19 protein-coding genes are annotated in these 20,236 nt (G+C 73.2%); 5 read left to right on the forward strand and 14 right to left on the reverse strand.

Translation table 11 applies throughout. The features are described from left to right. Positions 1 to 16 precede the first annotated feature (16 nt). The 6 genes from ACPYO4_RS02025 to ACPYO4_RS02050 form a co-directional block, all read right to left on the reverse strand. Entirely contained in the window at positions 17 to 595 is a 579-nt protein-coding gene (locus ACPYO4_RS02025) for an alternate-type signal peptide domain-containing protein (protein WP_425707533.1), read from the reverse strand. A gap of 50 nt (positions 596 to 645) precedes the next feature. Continuing rightward, positions 646 to 1,248, reverse strand: coding sequence for an alternate-type signal peptide domain-containing protein (locus ACPYO4_RS02030; RefSeq protein WP_425707534.1), 603 nt, complete (start codon positions 1,246 to 1,248; stop codon positions 646 to 648). 115 nt (positions 1,249 to 1,363) lie between these two features. Beyond that, on the reverse strand, positions 1,364 to 2,596 hold the full coding sequence (locus ACPYO4_RS02035; RefSeq protein WP_425707535.1) for a GGDEF domain-containing protein: 1,233 nt from the start codon (positions 2,594 to 2,596) through the stop codon (positions 1,364 to 1,366). Further along, positions 2,593 to 4,365: a sensor histidine kinase gene (locus tag ACPYO4_RS02040; RefSeq protein WP_425707536.1), complete on the reverse strand. Its 1,773-nt coding sequence runs from the start codon at positions 4,363 to 4,365 to the stop codon at positions 2,593 to 2,595. The genes ACPYO4_RS02035 and ACPYO4_RS02040 overlap by 4 nt, the downstream gene beginning before the upstream one ends. 165 nt (positions 4,366 to 4,530) lie before the next feature. Beyond that, entirely contained in the window at positions 4,531 to 5,889 is a 1,359-nt protein-coding gene (locus ACPYO4_RS02045) for a mechanosensitive ion channel (protein WP_425707537.1), read from the reverse strand. A 142-nt stretch (positions 5,890 to 6,031) separates the two neighbouring features. After that, entirely contained in the window at positions 6,032 to 6,931 is a 900-nt protein-coding gene (locus ACPYO4_RS02050; protein WP_425707538.1) for a type I 3-dehydroquinate dehydratase, read from the reverse strand. 236 nt (positions 6,932 to 7,167) lie between these two features. Between ACPYO4_RS02050 and ACPYO4_RS02055 the strand changes: the two genes are divergently transcribed. Both ACPYO4_RS02055 and ACPYO4_RS02060 read left to right on the forward strand, forming a co-directional pair. Further along, the gene (locus tag ACPYO4_RS02055) at positions 7,168 to 7,737 is read left to right on the forward strand and encodes a type 1 glutamine amidotransferase domain-containing protein (protein WP_425707628.1); all 570 of its coding nucleotides are present in this window, start codon (positions 7,168 to 7,170) and stop codon (positions 7,735 to 7,737) included. 327 nt (positions 7,738 to 8,064) lie between these two features. Beyond that, the gene (locus ACPYO4_RS02060; RefSeq protein ID WP_425707539.1) at positions 8,065 to 8,559 is read left to right on the forward strand and encodes a hypothetical protein; all 495 of its coding nucleotides are present in this window, start codon (positions 8,065 to 8,067) and stop codon (positions 8,557 to 8,559) included. 7 nt (positions 8,560 to 8,566) lie between these two features. Here the strand turns inward: ACPYO4_RS02060 and ACPYO4_RS02065 are convergent, their stop codons facing one another. From ACPYO4_RS02065 to ACPYO4_RS02075, 3 genes are all read right to left on the reverse strand, one after another. Then, the gene (locus ACPYO4_RS02065) at positions 8,567 to 9,919 is read right to left on the reverse strand and encodes a CoA transferase (RefSeq protein ID WP_425707540.1); all 1,353 of its coding nucleotides are present in this window, start codon (positions 9,917 to 9,919) and stop codon (positions 8,567 to 8,569) included. Between the two features lie 106 nt (positions 9,920 to 10,025). After that, entirely contained in the window at positions 10,026 to 10,676 is a 651-nt protein-coding gene (locus tag ACPYO4_RS02070) for a 4a-hydroxytetrahydrobiopterin dehydratase (RefSeq protein WP_425707541.1), read from the reverse strand. A gap of 136 nt (positions 10,677 to 10,812) precedes the next feature. Then, the gene (locus ACPYO4_RS02075) at positions 10,813 to 11,931 is read right to left on the reverse strand and encodes an NDMA-dependent alcohol dehydrogenase (RefSeq protein WP_425707542.1); all 1,119 of its coding nucleotides are present in this window, start codon (positions 11,929 to 11,931) and stop codon (positions 10,813 to 10,815) included. Positions 11,932 to 12,122: 191 nt separating this feature from the next. Here ACPYO4_RS02075 and ACPYO4_RS02080 point away from each other — a divergent pair, with 191 nt between their 5' ends. Beyond that, positions 12,123 to 12,536, forward strand: a complete 414-nt coding sequence (locus ACPYO4_RS02080) for an MmcQ/YjbR family DNA-binding protein (protein WP_425707543.1) — start codon at positions 12,123 to 12,125, stop codon at positions 12,534 to 12,536. Positions 12,537 to 12,628: 92 nt separating this feature from the next. Here ACPYO4_RS02080 and ACPYO4_RS02085 read toward each other — a convergent pair whose 3' ends face one another. The 4 genes from ACPYO4_RS02085 to ACPYO4_RS02100 form a co-directional block, all read right to left on the reverse strand. Further along, a complete protein-coding gene (locus tag ACPYO4_RS02085) occupies positions 12,629 to 13,270 on the reverse strand; it encodes an SDR family oxidoreductase (protein WP_425707544.1) in 642 nt (213 codons plus the stop codon). Positions 13,271 to 13,431: 161 nt separating this feature from the next. Beyond that, positions 13,432 to 14,820, reverse strand: a complete 1,389-nt coding sequence (locus ACPYO4_RS02090; protein ID WP_425707545.1) for an FAD-dependent oxidoreductase — start codon at positions 14,818 to 14,820, stop codon at positions 13,432 to 13,434. A gap of 184 nt (positions 14,821 to 15,004) precedes the next feature. Then, the gene (locus ACPYO4_RS02095) at positions 15,005 to 15,958 is read right to left on the reverse strand and encodes an aldo/keto reductase (protein ID WP_425707546.1); all 954 of its coding nucleotides are present in this window, start codon (positions 15,956 to 15,958) and stop codon (positions 15,005 to 15,007) included. 155 nt (positions 15,959 to 16,113) lie between these two features. Further along, complete coding sequence (locus ACPYO4_RS02100) at positions 16,114 to 17,637, reverse strand: catalase (protein ID WP_425707547.1); 1,524 nt, start codon at positions 17,635 to 17,637, stop codon at positions 16,114 to 16,116. A 533-nt stretch (positions 17,638 to 18,170) separates the two neighbouring features. Here ACPYO4_RS02100 and ACPYO4_RS02105 point away from each other — a divergent pair. Together ACPYO4_RS02105 and ACPYO4_RS02110 are read left to right on the forward strand one after the other, a co-directional pair. After that, the gene (locus tag ACPYO4_RS02105) at positions 18,171 to 18,599 is read left to right on the forward strand and encodes a PH domain-containing protein (RefSeq protein ID WP_425707548.1); all 429 of its coding nucleotides are present in this window, start codon (positions 18,171 to 18,173) and stop codon (positions 18,597 to 18,599) included. Positions 18,600 to 18,612: 13 nt separating this feature from the next. Further along, positions 18,613 to 18,951: a DUF488 domain-containing protein gene (locus tag ACPYO4_RS02110; protein ID WP_425707549.1), complete on the forward strand. Its 339-nt coding sequence runs from the start codon at positions 18,613 to 18,615 to the stop codon at positions 18,949 to 18,951. Between the two features lie 43 nt (positions 18,952 to 18,994). On the opposite strand, the gene ACPYO4_RS02115 is transcribed toward ACPYO4_RS02110, so the two are convergent. Then, on the reverse strand, positions 18,995 to 20,074 hold the full coding sequence (locus ACPYO4_RS02115; RefSeq protein WP_425707550.1) for a DUF418 domain-containing protein: 1,080 nt from the start codon (positions 20,072 to 20,074) through the stop codon (positions 18,995 to 18,997). Positions 20,075 to 20,236: the final 162 nt, after the last annotated feature.

The raw sequence follows: 20,236 nt of genomic DNA on the forward strand, positions 1-20,236 counted from the left end.
GGGTAGCTCGGTGAGCTCACGGCTGCTGGACGAGGGTCCAGCGCAGGCCCCCGGGGGTGACGGTCTGGTTCTGGAGCTGGGAACCCCACCAGTTCGACCGGTCCGCGGCGCGCGCCCGGCCGTCCGTGGTGGCGGGGACGGTCCACGAGACGGTGGCGGTCGCCGTGGCGCCGTCGCCGGTCTCGGTGACGCGGAACGCGTGGGACCCGGCGCCGGGCAGCGAGCTGGTGGTGGAGATCCGGGGGGTCCACTGCCGGGCGACGCCGCCGACGGTCATCACCAGGCCGGCGCTGTCGAGCTCGAGGCGGGCGCCGAGGGTGTCGCCCGCGGCGTGGACGCGGACGGTCGAGGTCATCGTGATCGTGTCGCCGGGGTTGACCCGGGTGGAGGCGAGCGGAGTGGCGGTGGGGCTGCCCGGCCGCGCGACGACGACGCTCTGGGACACCGCCTCGACCTCGAGGGGGCCCGACTCGATCGTGGCGCCAGCGCTCGTGACCGAGTCGGTCCACGAGGCGGCGGTGCCGCCCGAGCCCGAGAGGAGGACGACGCCGAGCGCCGCTGCGATCGCCGCGCGGCCGAGCCGGGGGGTGCTCATCGTCGTCGTCCTCCTCTCAGGGGTTCAGGGGGTGTCCGGTCCGGGGTGCGTCAGCCGGCGACGGGGGGCTGCTCGACGCGGGGCTGCGCGACGGTGACCGTGAGGTCCTGGACGTCGACCGAGCCTCCCTGCGCGTAGGTGCCGTCGGCGGCGAACGGAAGCTCGACCCTGATGTCGAGCGTCTGCTCGCCGACGTTCGTCGGGATCTCGGCGGTCGGGCCCTCGGGACCGGGTGCGACCTGGAGCTCCTGGCCGTCGATCGTGAGCGTCATGGTGGCGGAGCGGGTGAGTGCCTCGATGAGCTCGCTGTCGCCGGAGAGTGCCGGGATGTTGGTCGAGACCTCGGCGGCGAGCCCGTCGCCCTCGGCGTCGATGGTCATCGAGTGGGTGTAGATGAGGGTGGTGCCCGGGACGATGAGGTAGTCGTCGAGCTGGACCGAGTTGCCCGCGCCGTCCGTCCACGCGCCGTCGTCGTTCGACTCGATGTCGAGCACGCCGGAGCTGATGGGGGCGCCGGCGCTGGCGGAGGCGGAGTCGCGCCACTCGGCGAACGAGGCACCGCCACCGGCGAGGAGGGCGATGGCGGCGACGCCGGCGGCGACACCCTTCCAGGTCTTCGAGCGGGAGGAGGCGGGGGCGGTGGAGCGCGACATGGCGGGGGCCTTTCGAGAAGGGGGTCAGCCCGGCCTGTCCGGGCTGCTGGGAAGAGATTCCCCCGCGCCCCTCAGCGCCCGCCCACGGCCACCGTTCGGTTCCCTCAGGTTCTCCTCAGGATTCCCGGGCGCCTCGGTCCCGTGCGGCGCCGATGCTGCGGCCGACAGCCCCGAGGCTCGCCTCGCCCTCCTCGCGCGTGGCGACGCGGACCCGGTTGCCGCCGTCGCCGGCCGCCGCGGCCGCGCTGTCCCGGCTGACCTGAGCGAGGTCGTCCAGGTCGTACCCGGCCGTGTCGTCGCAGGCCACGCCGATGCTCAGGCGGAGCCTGAGGTGCCCGTCGTCGACCTCGAGCGCGACGTCGGTCAGCTCCCGGCGCACCTGCTCGGCCCAGGTGCGCGCCTCGGCCTGCGCGCGACCCGGCAGCAGGACGTCGAACCCCGCCCGGTGGCGCTCGCGTCCGATGAGCGAGAGCGGCGGGACCAGCCGGCGCACGACCTCACCGAGCACGGCGACGGCGCGTTCGGCGAGCACGGTGTCGAACGCCGTCCGGAGGCGCTCGTGGTCGTCGAGGTCGAGCGTGACCATGGACACGGGTCGGTGCGCCTCGCGGTGCTCGGCGACCGCCGTGACCGCGCGCGGCCGGAAGCTCGCCACCGTCCGGGCGCCCGTCATCGGGTCGTAGGCGGCATCCTCCTCGCGTGCGCGGCGGCCGTCCTCGGCCCGCATGCTCACCATGCAGAACGCCGCGCAGGTGATGAGGACGATGATGACCAGGGACGACGTCGTGGTACCTGCCCACAGCTCGAAGATCTCGGAGTCCGGCCCGTGGGTGAGGAGCAGCACGAGGCGGCCCGCGTAGAAGGCGGACACGACGGCGAGCACGCCCGCGAGGACGCGCACGACGAGGGAGCGGAGTCGGGGGGTGCGGAGGAGCGCGATGCAGGCCGCGAGTGCTCCGAGGGAGGTCCCGGCGAGCATCGCCCATGCGCCGCCCCACGCCCCGGCGCCCTGCCCCGCGACGAGGGCCGCGAGGACGACGAGCCCCGACGCGGCAAGCGAGACCCCGACGAGCGGTCGCCGGCCCGTCCAGGCGCGCACGCCGTTCCACATGAGCAGGGTCGTGAGGGCGACGCCGGCGTTGCCGATCGCGTTCGCCCACCACGTGCCGGGAGTGGCGGCGGCTGCGACGTAGGCGACCGCCCCGGTGATGGCGGCGGCGAAGGCGCCGCCCCAGATCCGGTCGACCGCGTCCTCGCCCCGGCCGCGCGCGTCGACGACGAACAGGATCGTCACGGTCATGATGACGAGCCCGGTCGTGGCCTGGAGCGTGAAGGGGTCCAGGGTCATCGGGCGCCCGCCGCGGGGAGGCTGACGTGGACGGTGGTGCCCTCGCCCAGCCGGCTGTCCAGCTCGATCGTCCCGCCGATCGCCTCGACGAGCCCCTTGGTGATGTGGAGGCCGAGCCCGGTGCCCTGGACGGGTCCCTGCCGCACGGCCGGTGCCCGGTAGAACCTGGAGAAGAGGCGGATGCGGTCGCCGGCCGAGATGCCGATGCCGGTGTCCGCGACCTCGAGATGCACGTGCTCGGGGTCGCGCCAGGTCTCGACCCGCACGTGGTCGTCCGGGCGGGAGTACTTGATCGCGTTGGAGACGAGGTTGTCGACGATCTGGGTGAGTCGGGTGTCGTTGGCCTCGACGTCGCAGGGTGCCTCGGCGTGCACCGTGACCGTCACCTGCCCGTCCCTGGCGCGCGGCGTCTGGCTCTCGACGACGTCGCGGACCACCGCCGAGAGGTCGACCAGGCCGGCCGGCGCGGGAGTCGCCTCGGCGCTCTCCCTGGCGGCGACCAGGAGGTTGGAGATGAGCAGCTCGAGCCGTTCGGCGTTGCGCACGGCGACCTCGAGCCGGGCGCGGGCCTCGTCCGGCAGGTCCGGGTCGTCGATCGCGAGGTCGAGGTAGCCGAGGATCGAGGTCAGCGGCGTGCGCAGCTCGTGGGTGACGGAGGAGACGAAGTCGTCCCGCTGGGCGAGCGCCGCCATCTCCTTGGTGAGGTCCTGGTAGACGACGACGGATCCGGCGTGCTCGCCGTGCTCGTCGGTGAGCCGGGCGGCGGAGACCCGCTGTGCGGACCGAGGCTCGTCGGCGCCCCACCAGACGATCTCCCGCACGAGACGCTCGCCGCGGTGCACGCGCACGCTGGGGAGCTGCTCGGCCCGGAGCTCGGTGGTGCCGTCCGCCGCGCGGACACGGCCGACGCTGCGGGCCCGCGCGGCCGGGTCGTCGACGAGCTCACCGACGGCGGGGACCGGCGCGTCCTGCTCGACCAGGGTGCGGTTGCGGAGCGTGACCCTGCCGGCCGCGTCGAGGGCGAGCACGCCGACGTCGACGGTGTTGAGGACGGCCTCGAGCAGGCGGCGCTGGGAGCGTGAGTCCGCCAGGGCGTCCTCGACGACCTGGCTCTGCGCGGACACGAGCTCGAGCCGTGCGGCGGCGCGCCGTTCGGACCCTGCGACGACGATCGCCGCCGAGGCCAGCACGGCGGGCACGAGGACGAGCCGCTGCAGCGTGACGCCGTCGACCGTGAGCTTGCCGGTAGAGGTGAGGAGGTCCCGGATCTCGGGCGACCAGGCGGCGAGGACGCCGAGCGCGATCGCCGGGACCACGCCGACGCGGGGGAACGTGCGTGCCAGCACCATGACGGGCAGCACGAGCGTCGAGGAGACGATGAGCGAGTCGGTGAGCAGGAGCGCGACCGCGAGGATGTCGAGCACGGGGACGGTGGCGACCGCCCACCGCGGCAGGCGGTGCCACGGCATCGCGACGGCCGCGGTCGTCGCCGCGATGACGACGAGGAAGGCGGCGAAGGTGCGGTCCCGGGTGAGGAGCTCGGCATCCGTGGCCACGTGGACCAGGGCGACGACGATGACGACGACGACGAACGGCAGCTGCCGGACCAGCGGCGAGGACCTGCGGTGACCGGACCGCTTCGACGCGCCGCGCCCCGGGTCGTCCGCGGGCGCGCCGGAGACGGCCCACGGGCGGTTCCGCTGGGGTTCCGCAGCCGGTCCGCCGGCCGGTCGTCGTCCCTCGTCGTCGGGGGCGAGGACGGGGGCCATGGGGCGACCCTATGCGCCGCGGCGCCCCCCGGGCGGTCGTTCCGACGTCGACCGGGACGCCCGTCGTCCGGACGCGCTCGTGGGATGCCTGGTGCGGGGACGCGCACGTGGGGCGCCCGACCCCGGTCGCGGTCGGGCGCCCCACGTGGTGGGCCGGTCGGTCGCTCAGCCCTGGGTCGGGCCCCCCGGCATGCTGGGGGCGCCGCCCGGGACCGTCGGGTCGGCGTCGAGCCTGCGCTCCGCCTTGCCGAGGGTGCGGGCGGCGGCGTCGCGGCCGCCGAGGCCGAAGGCCAGGGCCGCGGCGAGCGCACCGCCGACGACGACGGCGCCGAACGCCAGGTTGACGATCGACTCGGCGATACCCATGTAGCTCAGGCCCATCGCGGCGAACAGGGCGACGGTGGCCCAGTAGACGATCTGGCCGGGCGTCCCACGACCGATGGCCCGGCGCAGGAGCGTGGCGACGAGCACGCCGACGGCGACGAACGCGGCGCCGAAGAGGATGCGTCCGCCGACGGCGATGATCTCCTCGAGGAACGCGGTGATCTCCGGGAAGCCGAGCATGCGGGTCGCCATGATCGCGAAGAACACGACGATGGCCACCTTGACCGCCGTGGCGATGATGCTCGAGGCCCGACGGCCCTCGGGGACGATGCCCTGCTCGACCGCGACGCGGTCGATGCTGAGGCCGGCGAGCGTCGACTCGAGGAGCTGGCCGACGAACTTCGCGATGACCCAGCCGAGGACGAGGAGGACCGCGGCGGCGAGGACGTTCGGGATCGCGTCGAGGAAGGTCTGCAGCATCGAGGTGGCCGGGTCGGAGATCGCGGAGATCCCGAGGATCTGCAGCGCCGAGATCGCGACGACGACGAGCACGACGGCGAACGCCAGGTTCGCGAGGACGTTCGTCAGGCTGGCCGGCTGCTGACCCGGCTGCTGACCCGGGTGCGGACCGTCCTGCGGCTGGTGCGGTGCGTAGGGCTGGCCGGGAGCGCCCTGCGCGTGCGGGGCGCCGGGCGCGACCTGTGCGCCCGCGGGGGCGCCGGCCTGCGCGGCGGCGGGTGCCCCCGTCCGGCGGGCGGAGCCGACCGCGCCGCCGCTCAGGCGGGCGACACGCTCGTCGAGGCCCGCGGAGTGCAGCGCGGTGCCGACGAGCTGGCGGACGATCCGGGCGAGCACGAGACCGATGAAGAACACCACTCCCGCACCGATGACGTTGGGCAGGTAGGAGAGGATCGTGTCGAGCATCCCCTGGATCGGCGAGAGGACCTGCTCCAGGCGGAAGACCTGCAGGATGGCGATGAGGCCGAACATCCAGATGAGGAGCGAGGCGATCTGTCCGATCGCGCTCCCGATGCTCTGGCCGTCACGTCCCGTGCGCTGGAGCGCGGGGATGCGCACCACGAGCTTCTCGATGAGGGTCTTGACGGCCTTCGCCACGATCCAGGTGACCAGCAGGATGACAAGGGCGACGACCACCTTCTCCAGCAGCCCCACCCAGTCGTAGTTCCGTAGTTCGTCCATGTCGCTGCGCTCGCTTCCACATCATTGAGTCATAACGGACGCTGAACAACGTAGCGACACGATGCACACATGGGAAGGCCAGGAGTTGACCAGTTCCTGACGCGGTCATGGATCGCAGGCGTGGTGCGACCGCGTCACACGGTCAGCGAGCGGGACTCAGCAGCTCGAGGACCGCCCGGACGTCGCCGACCGGAAGCTGTCCGGGGGCCGAGGTCGCGCCGGCGCTCGCGAACGTGGCCGCAGAGCCGTAGCGGCCCCCGACGAGCCTGCTCGGCGCCCCGAGGTCGCCCATCGCCATCGTGATCAGGGGGACGCGCGCGTCCTGTGCCCGCTCGGCGGTGGCCCCCAGGAGGGTGAGGACGTCGTCGGAGGAGTGCGGCATGACGGCGATCTTCGCGACATCGGCGCCGGCCTCCTCCATCGCCGCGAGCCGGTCGACGATCTCCACGCGGGTCGGCGTGCGGTCGAAGTCGTGGTGGGACAGGACGACCGCGGGGCGGGTGGGCGCTCCCGGCGCAGCGTCCGTGCCTGCGGTGGGCGCGGCGGCAGGGCCCCCGAGACGATCGACGTCGGTGCGCGAGCCGGCGCCGACGGCAGCCAGCGCCTCGGCCGCCGCCGGGTGGTCGGCCTCGACGTCGACGAGGTCGACGCCCCCCGCCGCGGCGAGGTTCGCAAGGAGCCGGACGTACTCCTCGGGCGGGGCGCTGCCGGACCCGCCCTCCGCCGTCGTGCGGTAGGTGACCATCAGGGGTGTGCCCGCGCACGCGGCGACGACGGTCGGAAGTGCGTCGAGCACCGCGCGGTGAGTGCGTGGGTCGAGGACGGTGTGCCGGGAACTGGACGGCGTGCCCGTGCCCGCGTCTGCGCTCGTGTCGGCGAGCGCGAGGTCGATGCGCCACTCGACGACGTCCGCACCGGCCGCCACGGCCTCGGCCGCCCGCTGCGCCGCGTCCGCCCCCGTGACGACAGGCACGACGACGGCCGGACGCTGCGCGGAGAGCGTGACGCCGCGCAGGGTGAGAGCGGCGGTGTTCTCGGGCATGCGGCGAGCCTACGTCGAGGAGGGCGTGGGTCGGCCGGGACGTGCGGGGCATCGTGCTCGCCGCGCGCAAGCCCGTTCGCGCTGGGTCCTCACCGCGTCGTCTCCGCGCGCGAGCCCGTTCGCGCGGGGCGGACAGAGCCCCCGACTCGCCGTGCTCAGGATGCGTCGCCCACCCGGACCCTGTTGCATGGAGGTGACCGCGGCCCCTCGCGGGTCGGACCGACATCAGGAGGTTCATCATGGCCCCGAACATCTCCGGCAAGAAGGTTGCCTTCATCGCCACCACCGGCGTCGAGCAGTCCGAGCTCGCGCAGCCGTGGAAGGCGGTCACGGACGCCGGCGGCGAGCCGACGCTCATCTCGCTCGAGCCCGGCACCGTGACCTCGCTGAAGTTCGACTGGGACCGGGGTGAGGACTTCGAGGTCGACCTCGAGATCACCGCCGCGAACCCGGACGACTACCAGGCGCTCGTCCTTCCCGGTGGCACGCTCAACGCCGACGCCCTGCGCACGAGCACCGAGGTGCGGACGTTCGTGCGGGCGTTCTTCGACCAGCACAAGCCGGTCGCCGCCATCTGCCACGCACCGTGGATCCTCATCGACGCGGGCGTCGTCGACGGACGCCGGATGACGTCCGTGAAGTCCGTCGAGATCGATCTCAAGAACGCCGGCGCGGACTGGGTCGACGAGGAGGTCGTCGTCGACGCCGGTCTGACGACCTCGCGCACCCCGGCCGACCTCGCCGCCTTCTGCGCGAAGGTGGTCGAGGAGATCGCCGAGGGCAAGCACTCCGGCCAGACCGCCTGACGGTGGACGCGCGGCGCTGACGCGCAGGCCCTCCGGCTACCCGTCTCGTCTCGTCGCCTCGGCGATCGAGACGAGACGGGCGTGCTGAGCGGCCCACGCGACGTCGTCCAGGTCGGGCAGGGTCGACCCCCGGGCGCGTGACGAGGGCGCTCCACGAGGCGTCGGGCAGGTGCGCTTCTGCGGGACGCGTGCCTCGGGGCACGGACCTGCCAGGATCGGACCGTGGACGAGCCAGTGGGTCGGGGTGCCCAGAGTCAGGGTGGCGACGGCCCGGGACCAGTTCGTGCTCGGCGCCGTCGGACCGGTCGGCGGCGCGGCTACGGACTCGTGGCGCTCGCGATCGCGTGGCTCGTCGTCGGGCTGCTCGGTGTCTTCGTCGTCGCCCTGATCGGCGGATCGACCGGGGCTCCGCCCGACCTCGTGGCGAGCGAGCCGCAGCCGCTCGAGGACGACCGCTACGACCTCCGCGGTGACGCCCCCTACGTGCTGGTGGCATCGGCCGCCGTCGAGGCGGAGCCCGTGTGCTCGATCGTCGGGCCGGGCGGTGAGGAGGTCGAGAGCGAGGTCGCACCGAACTGGGCCCGCTCCGACCGACCCGCGATCGCGAGGTTCTACGCGCAGGACACCGGCAACCACGAGATCACGTGCAGCTCCGACGGCGTGGATCTCGAGGTCGCCGTCGCCGAGGACGGCGCCCGGGAGTGGGACGAGGAGCGCGACGCGCACGAACACCGGATGATCGCCGCGGTGGTGCTCGTCGCGGTCGTCGGCGTCGCACTGCTGCTGGTCGGGACCCGTCGGGTGGTGCGGAGCAGGACCTGAGCAGGTCTCAGCCGCCCGCCCACGCGAGCTCGTCGTCGCCGTACGGGCGCGGCGCCCAGCGGTGCGCCAGGCGCTCGCCGCCGACCGCGAACGGCGGCGGGACGTGCAGCAGCCGCCCGGACGGCGAGTCCGTCTCCGCGAGCTCCGGCCCGGCGTCGTCCGGCGTGCCGCCCGGGCCGGGCAGCGCGAGGAGCTCGGTCGCAGAGTCGAGCAGGGCGAGGTGCGCCGATCCGGCGCCGTCCCGTGCACGTGCGGCGAGCAGCCGCATCGCCGAGGTCGCCACGCGGAACCCCGTGACGTAGTCCAGCGCCTGCACCGGCAGCGCCCCCGGTCTGCCGTCCGCACCCCGGTAGACGTCGGCGATGCCCGACGCCGCCTGCACGAGGCTGTCGAACCCCCGGCGCCCGGCCCACGGGCCGATCGTTCCCCAGGCGCTGAGCGCGACGACCGTCAGCCCCGGGTGGCGGGCCCGGACGCCGGGACCCTCGAGGTCGAACCGCGCAAGCGCGCCCGGCCGGTACCCGGTGAGCAGGACGTCGGCCCGCTGGAGCAGGGTGTGGACCCGGTCGAGCACCTCGCGCGTCGCGAGGTCCGCCTCCGCGGTGCGGAGCCCGAACCCGGTGTCGAGGTGCTGGTCCGGCAGCTCCGGGAGCGCGGGCGGGTCGATGCGCAGCACGTCGGCACCCAGGCTCGCGAGGAGTCGGGCCGCGCTCGGGCCCGCGAGCACCCGGGTGAGGGCCATGACCCGCAGTCCGCGCAGCGGGAGGTCGCCGTCCGCGAGCGGCGGCAGGCGGTGCGCGGCACCGGGGGCGAGCGCGTGGTCCGGCCGGTGGCCGGGCGTGCCGCGCACCGCGACCGGCTCCGCGGCGGCGAGCTCCGCGGCGGTGCGCACGGCGACCGCCAGCCCGCCCGCGGCGGTGCGCACGGCGACCGCCAGCCCGCCCGCGGCGGTCACGCGCTCCTCGGCCTCGAGGCTCGGCAGCGCACCGAGCGCCCGGGCCACGTCGTCGGGTCCTGCGTCGTCGGGCAGGGAGAGGGCGGAGCGCAGCGCCGCGACGTGGTGCGGGTAGTTGGCGTGCGTGCGGACCCAGCCGTCGGCCGTGGCGAAGAACGCCGACAAGGGGCCGAAGCCGATCCGGCGACGCCCGTCGACGCGCAGGTGGTTCGCGGTCGCGACGGCGTCCCAGGCCCACTCCGGACGCGTCGTGACGACGCCGGCGGAGTCCCGCTGCTGGGCGAGGGCCGTCGCGGCGTCGGCGCAGTCGGCCGCGGCGGTCTCCGCGAAGGTCTCGACGTCGAGCGGGCCGCGCCAGGGGCGGCCCCGGCGCTGCGGGCGAGGTGGTGCGGCGGCGGTGCTCACGCCATCATGGTGCCGACCGCTCGGCGGGGACGCCAGAGCAGATCGACGCCGACGCCACACCCCGCCCTGACCGGTCGCGTCAGGACGGCCCGCCGGACTTCGGCCGTCAGCGGTCGAGCACGGTGCAGAAGCAGGCGCGGTTCCCCTGGGCGTCCTCGACCACGACGAACGCCCGGCCCCGGCCCAGGTCCTCCACACGCCGACCGCCGGCGGCGACCGCCGCCTCGACACGTGCGTCGAGCTCGTCGGCCGGGATCTGGACGTCCAGGTGGAACCGCTGTCGCGGCGTCTCGTGGGCGTCGGTGCGCTGGAACCACATCAGCGGCGCCTGCCCGGCGGGGTCGGCGATCTCGTCCCCGTCGACGTTGTCCGGCGAGCCCGTGAGCACCGACGACCAGAAGGTGTCGATCTCGCCCTGGTCGGCGGTGTCCAGCGCGAGGTCGACCTGGGCGGTGCCCGCCGGCGAGGCAGGCACGCCGTCCGCCGCGGCGATCGTGCTGATCCGGCGCGCGAGGTCGACGTCCTTGGCCGTGACGCCACCGGAGTCGTGGCTCGTCAGGCGGATGGCCACCGACGGGTAGGTCAGCGTGATGTCCGGGTGGTGGCCGGCCGCCTCCGCGGCCTCGCCGATCGCAGCGACGAGCGAGAGCCCGCGCGCGAAGCTCCCGGTGTCGAAGCGCGTGTACAACGCGCGCCAGAGGTGTCGCCAGTCCTGCAGGTCGGCGTCCTGGATCTGGGCCGGGGTCAGCTGCTCCATGACCCCAGCGTGGCACCGGTCACCGACATCGGCATCCCGGGTACCTGCTGGTCGTGACGAGCGTCTGCCCCGTGGGCGCCGTCGGGCGTCCCGGCCGACCCGCGTGTGCGGCCGGGACACCGGACGGACCGGGGACTCAGTGCTCGTGGACGACGACGCCGCGGATGTTCTCGCCCGCGTGCATGGCCTCGTAGGCCTGGTTGATGTCCTCGAGCTTGTACTGCCGGGTGGCGAGCTCGCCCAGGTGGAGCTTGTTGTCCTTGTAGAGCTCGATGAGCTTCGGGATCGCGACCCTGGGCGACCAGCCGCCGTAGAGGCAGCCCTGGATGCGCTTCTGGAGCATGGAGATGGAGAACAGGTTGATGCCGTCGATCGTCGAGCTCGTGCTGCCCTGACCGGTGACGACGAGCGTGCCGGCCTTGCGCACGGTGTCGTAGGCCTCGAGCACGTGCTCGCCGGTGGTGACGCCCACGGTGACGATCGTCGAGTCGGTGCCCTGGCCGTTGGTGAGCGACTTGGCGAGCGCGTCGGCGTCGGCGATGGTGGCGAACACGTCGGTCGCGCCCAGCTTGAGCGCCATCTCCCGCTTGAACGGCTGGGGGTCGACGACGATCACGCGCCGCGCCCCCGCGTACGCCGCGCCCTGGACGGCGTTCATCCCGATTCCGCCGGCGCCGAGGATCATCGTCACGTCGCCCGGCTTGACCTCGGCCGCGTTGACGGCGGAGCCGAACCCGGTGGGCACGCCGCAGCCGATGAGGCAGGCGATCTCGAGCGGCACGTCCTTGTCGATCTTCACGCAGGAGGTCTGGTCGAAGACCTGCCAGTTGGCGAACGTGCCGAGCATGGCTGCCTTGGCGACGTTCTGGCCGTCGGCGTCCTTGAGGCGGAACCCGCCGTCGAGCTGGGTGCCCTCGAGGATGAGCGCTCCGTAGTCGCACAGGTTCTGCATGCCCATCGAGCACCACTTGCACTTCCCGCACGCGGGGACGAAGGAGGTGACGATGTGGTCACCGACCTCGAGCCCCTGGACGCCCGGGCCGACCTCGCGCACGATCCCGGCGCCCTCGTGGCCCGCGACGACGGGCAGGTTGGGCAGGGGGGTGTCGCCCTTGGCCATGTGGTCGTCCGAGTGGCACAGGCCGGTGGCCACGACCTCGACGAGAACCTCGCCGTGACCGGGAGCGCTGAGCTCGAGGTCCTCGATGTGCCACCTTCCGGGCTGCTCCCGCAGCACTGCCGCACGAATCTGCATCGCTGAGAATCTCCTCGTCGAGACGGGTCGGCCGCTCGTCGGTGAGCGGCGCGGGGGCAGGCTCTGCCCCGGACCGAATACTGGCACGGCATGCCGTTATATGCCAGGGGTGAGGCGGAGAACTGGCGGGTGCCTCGTCCGCCTCGCCGGGGCTGTCGAACCCATGCGTACCGGAGGTCTACGGTTCCTCCATGGGGCACCCGCGGATGTTCGACGACGCCGACCCCGTGCTCGCCCGGGTGCGGGAGATCGCGCTAGCCCTGCCCGACGCCGCGGAGAAGGTCTCGCACGGCCGGCCGACGTTCTTCACGACGAAGACCTTCGCGACGTACGGCGGCAGCGTCCGGCTCGGGCCGGGTGACCACGAGCGGCACGACACCAGCCTCCTGCTGCGGGCCGCGGACGAGGACGAGCTGCGGAGCATGCTCGCGGACCCGCGCTGCTTCTACCCGGCGTACGTCGGGGCGTCGGGCTGGTACGGCATCGACCTCGACGACGCGACCGGCTGGTCGGAGATCGCCGAGCTGGTCGAGGAGTCGTACCGCGTGACGGCAGGCCCCCGACGGGTCGCACGACTCGATCGCGACCGCGCCTCCCGCGCCTGACTCGAGCTGACCGAGGTCGGACGGATCGACGACGGCCGGTCACCCCGCGGGGTGACCGGCCGTCGTGCCGAGCTGCGTGTGACTCGCGGCGGTCAGGCGAGCACGTCCGCGATCGGTGTGGCGCCGTCGTGGAAGTTGACGGTCCGCCCGATGGACGAGGGCTGCTCGAGCGCCGCGGCGATGACCGCGGCGACGTTGGCGCGGGAGGTGTCGCCCGACTGGTCGGTCTCGGTGATCCTCGCGGTCGCGGGCTCGAGCGTGAGGCCGCCCGGGCCGAGGATCGTCCAGTCCAGGCCGCTCTCGCGCAGGTGGGCGTCGGCGGTGGACTTGGCGTCGGCGTAGGGGAAGAACGAGCTGTCCTCGGGCACGCCGTGGTCGGGTCCGGCGCCCACGTAGGACACCATGACGTATCGGTTGACGCCGGCCGCCTTCGCGGCGTCCATCGATCGGATCGCGGCGTCACGGTCGACGGCGTAGGTCTGGTCCGGGTTTCCGCCCCCGGCGCCGGCGGTCCACACGACGGCGTCGTGCGCGGAGATCAGGTCGGTCAGCTCCTCGGTGGAGAGCTTCTCGACGTCGGCGACGACCGGGATCGCGCCGGTCGCGGTGATGTCGTGCGACTGATCGGCGTCGCGGATGACCGCGTCGACGGAGATGCCCTTGTCGACGAGCAGGGGGTGGAGGAGGAGTGCGACCTTGCCGTGGCCGCCGAGGACGATCACCTTCTGAGTCATGCTCTTCACGCTAGGGGCGCGTGGGCGTGTCACGCACGGGGGCGGGATGGGGTCTCGCTGTGGGCGGAACGGGGAATCCGCGTGGACCCTGCGACCGGGTCGGGCTCGGCGAGCGGGTGAGGCCCGGCGACCGTGTCGGGCCCGGTGCACGGCTCCGGGCGCTACGCGAGGACCTCGTTGAGGGCCTCGGTCGACGAGGGGTGCGTCCAGATGCCGTCGCGCAGATCGCTCGCGGTGATGCCGTGCCGCATGGCGAGCGCGAGGAGGTTGACGACCTCCTGGGCGTCGACCGTGTGCAGGGCCGCCCCGACGATGCGGTCGGTGCCCGCCTCGACGAGCACCTTGATGAGCCCGTGGGTCTCCTCGACCGCCTTCGGGCGTGGCATCGCGGCGATCGCCGCGACCGGCTTGGACCGCACGACGACGTCGATCCCACGCTCGGTGGCCTCCGCCTCGGTGAGGCCCACGCGGGCCAGCGGTGGCGTGAGGAAGGTGGTCGTCGGGACGGCCACCCGGTCCTCGGTCGACCGCGACGACCCGCCGCGCAGCTGGTCCGCCACGATCCGGTGGTCGTCGTAGGAGATGTACGTGAACTGCGGGCCGCCGTTGACGTCGCCCACCGCGAACACGCCCTCGGCGCTGGTGCGCAGGTGCTCGTCGACGGTGATCGCGCCGCGCTCCCCGACGGCGATACCGCCCGCCTCCAGGTCCAGCTCGGCGGTGCGGGGGTTCCGGCCGGTCACCACGAGGATCGCCTCCGCGGTCAGCGTGCGCTCGGTGGCTGCGCCCCCGTCCGGGCCCGCGACGTCGAGGATGAGGTCGGCGGCCTTGTCGCCGTCGACGACGCGGCGGGCCGACGCCCCGAGGAGGAACGTCGTCCCCGCGTCCTCCATGGCGGCGCGCACGCTGGCGGCGACGTCCTCGTCCTCGCGCGGCAGCAGCCGCTCGGCGACGTCGACGACCGTCACCTGCGAACCGAACCGCGTGAACGCGTCCGCCAGCTCGAGCCCGATCGGTCCCGCCCCGAGCACGACGAGCCGCTCGGGCAGGGACCCCAGGAGCTGGACACCGGTGGAGTCGACGACGTATGCGCTGGCCCGCAGGCCCTCGATCGGTGGGAACGACGGCTCGGACCCGGTGTTGACGACGACGTGCGTCCCCCGGACCGTCACCGTGCCGTCCGCGGTGGCGACCTCGACGGTCCGGTCGCCGACGAACCGCGCCGTGCCGATGAGAACGGTCGAGGAGTCGAGGTCGTCGACCATCGCGAGGTTGGCCGCGCGCAGCTTGGCGGTCAGGGCGGTGCGGAAGCCCTGGGCGGACCGGAACCAACCCGCCGCATCCTCGTCCCTGCGTCCGGCGGCGCGGTGGACGAGCGCCTTCGTCGGCACGCAGCCGATGTTGATGCACGTCCCGCCGACCATCTGCGGGTCGGCCTCGACGATGACCACCCGCTCCCCGGCCGTGGCGTGCGCGCGGGCCAGCGTCTTGCCGGCCTTGCCCCAGCCGATGACGAGCAGGTCCGCGTCGATCGAGCTGTCGGAGGTCATGCGACCACTCTTGCAGCCCGTGGTTCTGTTCGGGAGCCTGGAGGGATGGGAGAGCAGCCGTGGACCCTGCGCTTCGTCCTCGGGATCGCCGTGGGCGTCGGCGTCGGGATCGTGCTCGACGACGTGCTCGTCGCGATCGTGGTCGCCGTGGTGCTGGCGATCGTCCTGTCGGGTGTCTCCCGGGTCATCGGGCGGCGGGGCCGACGATCCGGGCGCGGTCGAGACGGTCGATCTGGTCGGGATCCAGCTCGGTCGTGACCGCACGCCACGCGTCCTCGATCTGGCCCACGCTCGAGACGCCGGCCACCGGCCGTACGGGGCGCCCGCGCTGCGTCATCCACGCCAGCACCGTCTGTCCGGCGTCGAGATCGACCTCCGAACCGACCTCGCCGAGCGCGAGGAGCGCCGGGCCGAGTGCGGGTGTGCGGTACTGCTCGGGGATCGGCCGATCCGCCCGGGTGTACGCCCCGGACAGCAGCGGGGAGTACCCGACGAGCGTGAGGCCGGAGCGGTGCGCGAGGTGCGCTACGGCGTCGTCGAGCTGGACGTGGGGTGAGAGGTCCGCACCCGGAGCGGGCCGCAGGTAGGTGAAGCGCTGCTGCAGCGCGGTGAAGCGGTGCGCGGTGGGTACGGACAGCGCGGCGTGCAGACGCTCGGCCGAGTAGTTGCTCGCGGCGATCTCGCGCACCAGTCCCTCGTCGATGAGGTCGGACAGGGCGCCGAGGGTCTCGTCGAGGGGCGTGTGGAGGTCGTCGATGTGGGCGTAGAGCACCTCGACTCGGTCGGTGCGCAGCCGCTGCAGCGAGTCGGTGACCTGCCGTCGGACGGCCGAGGCGCCGAGGCCCGTGGTCCCGCCCGGCCCGGGGCCGCCGGCCACGGGCAGGTTGCCGATCTTGGTGGCGAGGGTGACCTCGTCGCGGGCGATCGGTCCGCGCGAGTCGAACCAGGCGCCCAGCGTGCGTTCGGACTCCCCGCCGTCGCGGCCCACCCAGTGCGCGTAGATGTTGGCCGTGTCCCAGGAGAGCGCGCCGAGGTCGCGGGCGCGGTCGAGCACGTCGTGGGCGATGCGGGCCGGCACGGTCGTGCCGAAGTACATCGTGCCGAGCGTGAGCGGGTGGGCGGCGAGCAGCGAGGTCATCGGGGAGAGTCTGCCCCGTCGTCGGGCCGGGGGTGCCGGCGACCCGCTCGGCTCGCGGTGCCCGGAGCGGACGGGAACGACGACGGCGCACCCCGGGCTCGGGGTGCGCCGTCGTGCGTCGGCCGCCGTTCACCGGCGGCCCCGAAGGTTCGGGATCAGGCGCCCGCCGCGCGGACCTTGTCCTCGATCGCCTGGCCGGTGGCCTGGTCGACGGCCTTGACGTAGAGGTAGACGCGCTCGCGCACGGCCTCGCTCACGCCGCCGAGCAGGGAGCCCGCCACCTGGTCGACGTAGGCGGCGCGCTGGTCGTCGTTCCAGACCTCGCGGACCAGGGTGCCCGGCTGGCCGAAGTCGTCGTCCTCGGCGTGGAGCGCGTACGCCTGGCGCACCATCTCGCCGTCGGCCTCCCAGCCCTCGTCCTCGACGCCCTGGAAGTCGGCGTAGTCGCGACCGTGGGAGTTGGGCACGTAGTTCGGCCGGGCGCCGCTGTGCTCGTACTCCATGGGACCGGCCTGGCCGTAGTTGTTCGTCTCGACGATCGGCTTGTTGACGGGCAGCTGGTTGTAGTTCGGGCCGATGCGGTACCGCTGCGCGTCGGCGTAGGCGAAGACGCGGCCGAGCAGCATCTTGTCGGGGCTGAAGCCGATGCCGGGGACCACGTTCGAGGGCGCGAACGCGGCCTGCTCGATCTGGGCGTGGTGGTTGACCGGGTTCGTGTCGAGCGTCATCGTGCCGACCTCGATGAGCGGGTAGTCCGCGTGCGGCCACACCTTGGTGAGGTCGAACGGGTTGAACCGGTAGGTCTTCGCGTCCTCGTACGGCATGACCTGGACCGAGAGCTTCCAGGACGGGTGGTCGCCGCGGGCGATCGCGTCGAACAGGTCGCGGCGGTGGTGCTCCGCGTCGGTGCCGGCCAGCTCGTCGGCCTCGGTGTTGCTGAGGAACTCCATGCCCTGGTTCGTGTGGAAGTGGTACTTCACCCAGAAGCGCTCACCGGACTCGTTGACCCACTGGTAGGTGTGCGAGCCGTAGCCGTTCATGTGGCGCCACGTGCCGGGCAGGCCGCGCTCGCCCATGAGGTAGGTGACCTGGTGGGCCGACTCGGGGTTGAGCGTCCAGAAGTCCCACTGCATGTCGTTCGAGCGCAGGCCCGAGTCGGGCAGGCGCTTCTGCGAGTGGATGAAGTGGGGGAACTTCATGGGGTCGCGCACGAAGAACACCGGCGTGTTGTTGCCGACGAGGTCGTAGTTGCCCTCGGTCGTGTAGAAGCGCAGCGAGAAGCCGCGGACGTCGCGCCACGTGTCGGGCGAGCCCAGCTCGCCGGCGACGGTGGAGAAGCGGGCGAGCATCTCGGTGCGGGCGCCCGGCTGGAACACGGCGGCCTTGGTGTAGGCGGAGACGTCGTTCGTCACCTCGAAGCGGCCGAAGGCGCCCGAGCCCTTGGCGTGCGGACGACGCTCCGGGACCGACTCGCGGTTGAAGCGGGCGAGGGACTCGACGAGCTTGACGTCGTGGAGCAGCAGCGGGCCGTTCGTGCCGACGCTCAGCGAGTTGCGGTCGCTGACGGCGGGCGCGCCGTTCTCGCGCGTGCTGGCGCCGGTGGGCGCCGTGCCCTCGGGGAGCGGGCCGAGCGTGTCGACGCTCGGGTCGTGCGGGACGGGTGCGTTACCTGCGGTCACGGTGTTCCTCTCGTGGATGTCGTCCTGCCCCGGGCATTCGGGAGTGTCGGGGCGGTCACGTGGTCCGGGCGCGTGATCGGGGGCGCCCGGTGCGTCACGTTCCTGTCCGGTCCAATGTCGTCGGGGGACGAATCATTCCCAGATCCATGAATTCGTATGAAGTTGTCGGCCGCGCTGACCCCGAGCTCTCGGGTGGGGGACCTGGGGGTATGCGCTCCCGGGGATCGCCCCGGACCGGCCTGCGTCCAGGATATGACGCGGTGACAGCAACTGTGGGGTTCGTTCGGCAGACGAGACCGGACGGACGGTTGCGGTCCCGAAGCGGGTGCGCGGTGCGGGGAGGCTCTCCGTCCGTCGGGCGCTCTCGCTCGCCGCCGAACCCACCCGCTGGCCGCCGAACCCACATGCGCCGTCGTCTGTCTCGGCGTTCGATCTGGGGGTTCGGCGCGAACCCGCTGTCGCAGTGTCCGTCGCGTGTCGGCGGTCGGGCCTAGCCTGGGTCGACACGTCACGCCGACCTCGGAGGTTCGACCATGGGGTTCCTGCAGGGGCTCGCCGGCAACATGCAGCAGATGGACGAGAAGGGCGCCCGTGCGACCTACGGCCAGTGGCTGACCGAGGGCGAGCAGCTCCAGTCCGCCTACCGCATGATCCGGGACGGTTTCGCGCTCACGGACCGCCGCATCATCACGACCGACCGGCAGGGCGTGACCGGGAAGAAGGTGCGGGTCTTCTCGATCGCGCTCGACTCGGTCGTGGACGTGACCGCCGAGACTGCCGGCTCGGGGATCGACGACTCCGAGCTGACGATCACCTACATCACGACCCCGCGGCTACGAGCGCACAACTCCGCGACGGCGACCTACACGTTCGAGTTCCCCAAGAGCTTCGACCTTCCCGCCCTGTACCGATACTTCATGACGGTCGCGGAGCGGAACCGGACCGCACTCAACGCGAGCTGATCGGAGGGGAGTCATGGGCGTCGAGATCAAGCGCGTGTACGACGACGCGGCGCGATCGGACGGGTACCGCGTGCTCGTCGACCGGGTCTGGCCCCGCGGCGTGAAGAAGGAGGACGCCGAGCTCGACGAGTGGCTGAAGGACGTGGCGCCGTCCACCGACCTGCGCAAGTGGTTCGGCCACGACCCGGACCGGTACGAGGAGTTCGGCAGGCGCTACGAGGCCGAGCTCGAGGGCTCGGACGCCCTCGACCACCTCGCAGAGCTGGTCGAGGAGCACGAGCGGGTGACCCTGCTGTACGCCGCCAAGGACACGGAGCACAACCACGCCCGCGTGCTCGCCGGGCTGCTCTGAGCGCCGGGGCGCCCGACCCCTGACGAGCGGGCCAGAGGGGCGATCACCGCCGCCGACGGGGCGGTCGCAGGAGCGACTCGAGCGGCCCTCGACCGATCCCGATGCGCCAGGCCGTCGCCCCGGCCACGGCACCGACGACGATGAGCGCGGACAGTGCGTACCCCTGGGTGAGCGTGTGCGGCAGGGGCCGGAGGGCGGCGAGCACGAGCAGGTGCCCGACGTAGATGGTCAGAGCGAGCTGACCCGTTGCCACGAGCGGCCGCGCCCAGGGGCGCGCGAGCTCGTCGCCGAGCAGGAGCGCGACGCCCACGACCGCCACCGCGCTCGCCGCGGAACCGACGAGCCACAACGGCATCTGACCGTGCGCCGCGCTCGTGACGAGGAGGCCCGGGAACGGTTCGCCGTCCGGGTCGTAGAACGCAGCCGCGCCGAGGGCGGAGACGACGGCGGCGCCGACGGTGATGCCGAGCCCCCACGCGGCGAGTCGCCACTGCGTCGGGCGGTCACCGAGGTCGCGCCGGCCGAGCCACATCCCGAACAGGAACGGCGCCAGCCAGGTGACGACCGGGTATGGGCCGGTCAGCACCGCCGATCGCGCCGCCTCGACCGGCGTCATCAGCAGGTCGGGCGCCGGGGAGACGTCGCCCGTCCCGAGCCACATCCACAGCAGCGGGCCGGCGACGACGGCCAGCCCGGCAGCGACCAGCAGCACGCGGTCGGACGCCGCCATGACGAGGCCGCCGACGGCGAACAGCACCGCGTACGTGACGAGGATGACGTCGGACCCGTGGTCCAGGAGCTGCAGAACCAGCCCGATGACGAGCACCAGGGCGGCCCGCCAGGCGACGACCAGCCAGGTGCGCGGCCGGTACTCCCGGCCGCGCGGTCCGCGCACGCGCCGGGTCAGCATCGAGAGCCCGACGCCGGCGAGCAGCACGAAGAGCACGGACGCGCGCCCGTGGGGCAGGTTGTACACGGAGCCCGCCCAGCCCGGCACCCCGGTCGGGCCGACGTTGACGGCGACCATCCCGACGATCGCGACCGTGCGCGCGACGTCCAGGGCGACGATCCGCTCGTCCCCCCGCCGCTCGGACGTCACGGCCCCGCGGTGGTCATCGGTCACACGCCCCCACCTCCCCGACTGTGGACCGACCGCGCCGTGGGCTCTCGGGTGGCCTTGCTGCGAGGTTACCGAGAGCGCGTGCCTGCTGGCGAAAGGGCGCGGCCACCGGGGTTGCGACGACCACCCCGGCCCCGTCGTGCGCGTGCCCGCGGCCCGGGAGCG

Source organism: Georgenia sp. Z1491 (assembly GCF_049856175.1).
GTDB lineage: Bacteria > Actinomycetota > Actinomycetes > Actinomycetales > Actinomycetaceae > JB111.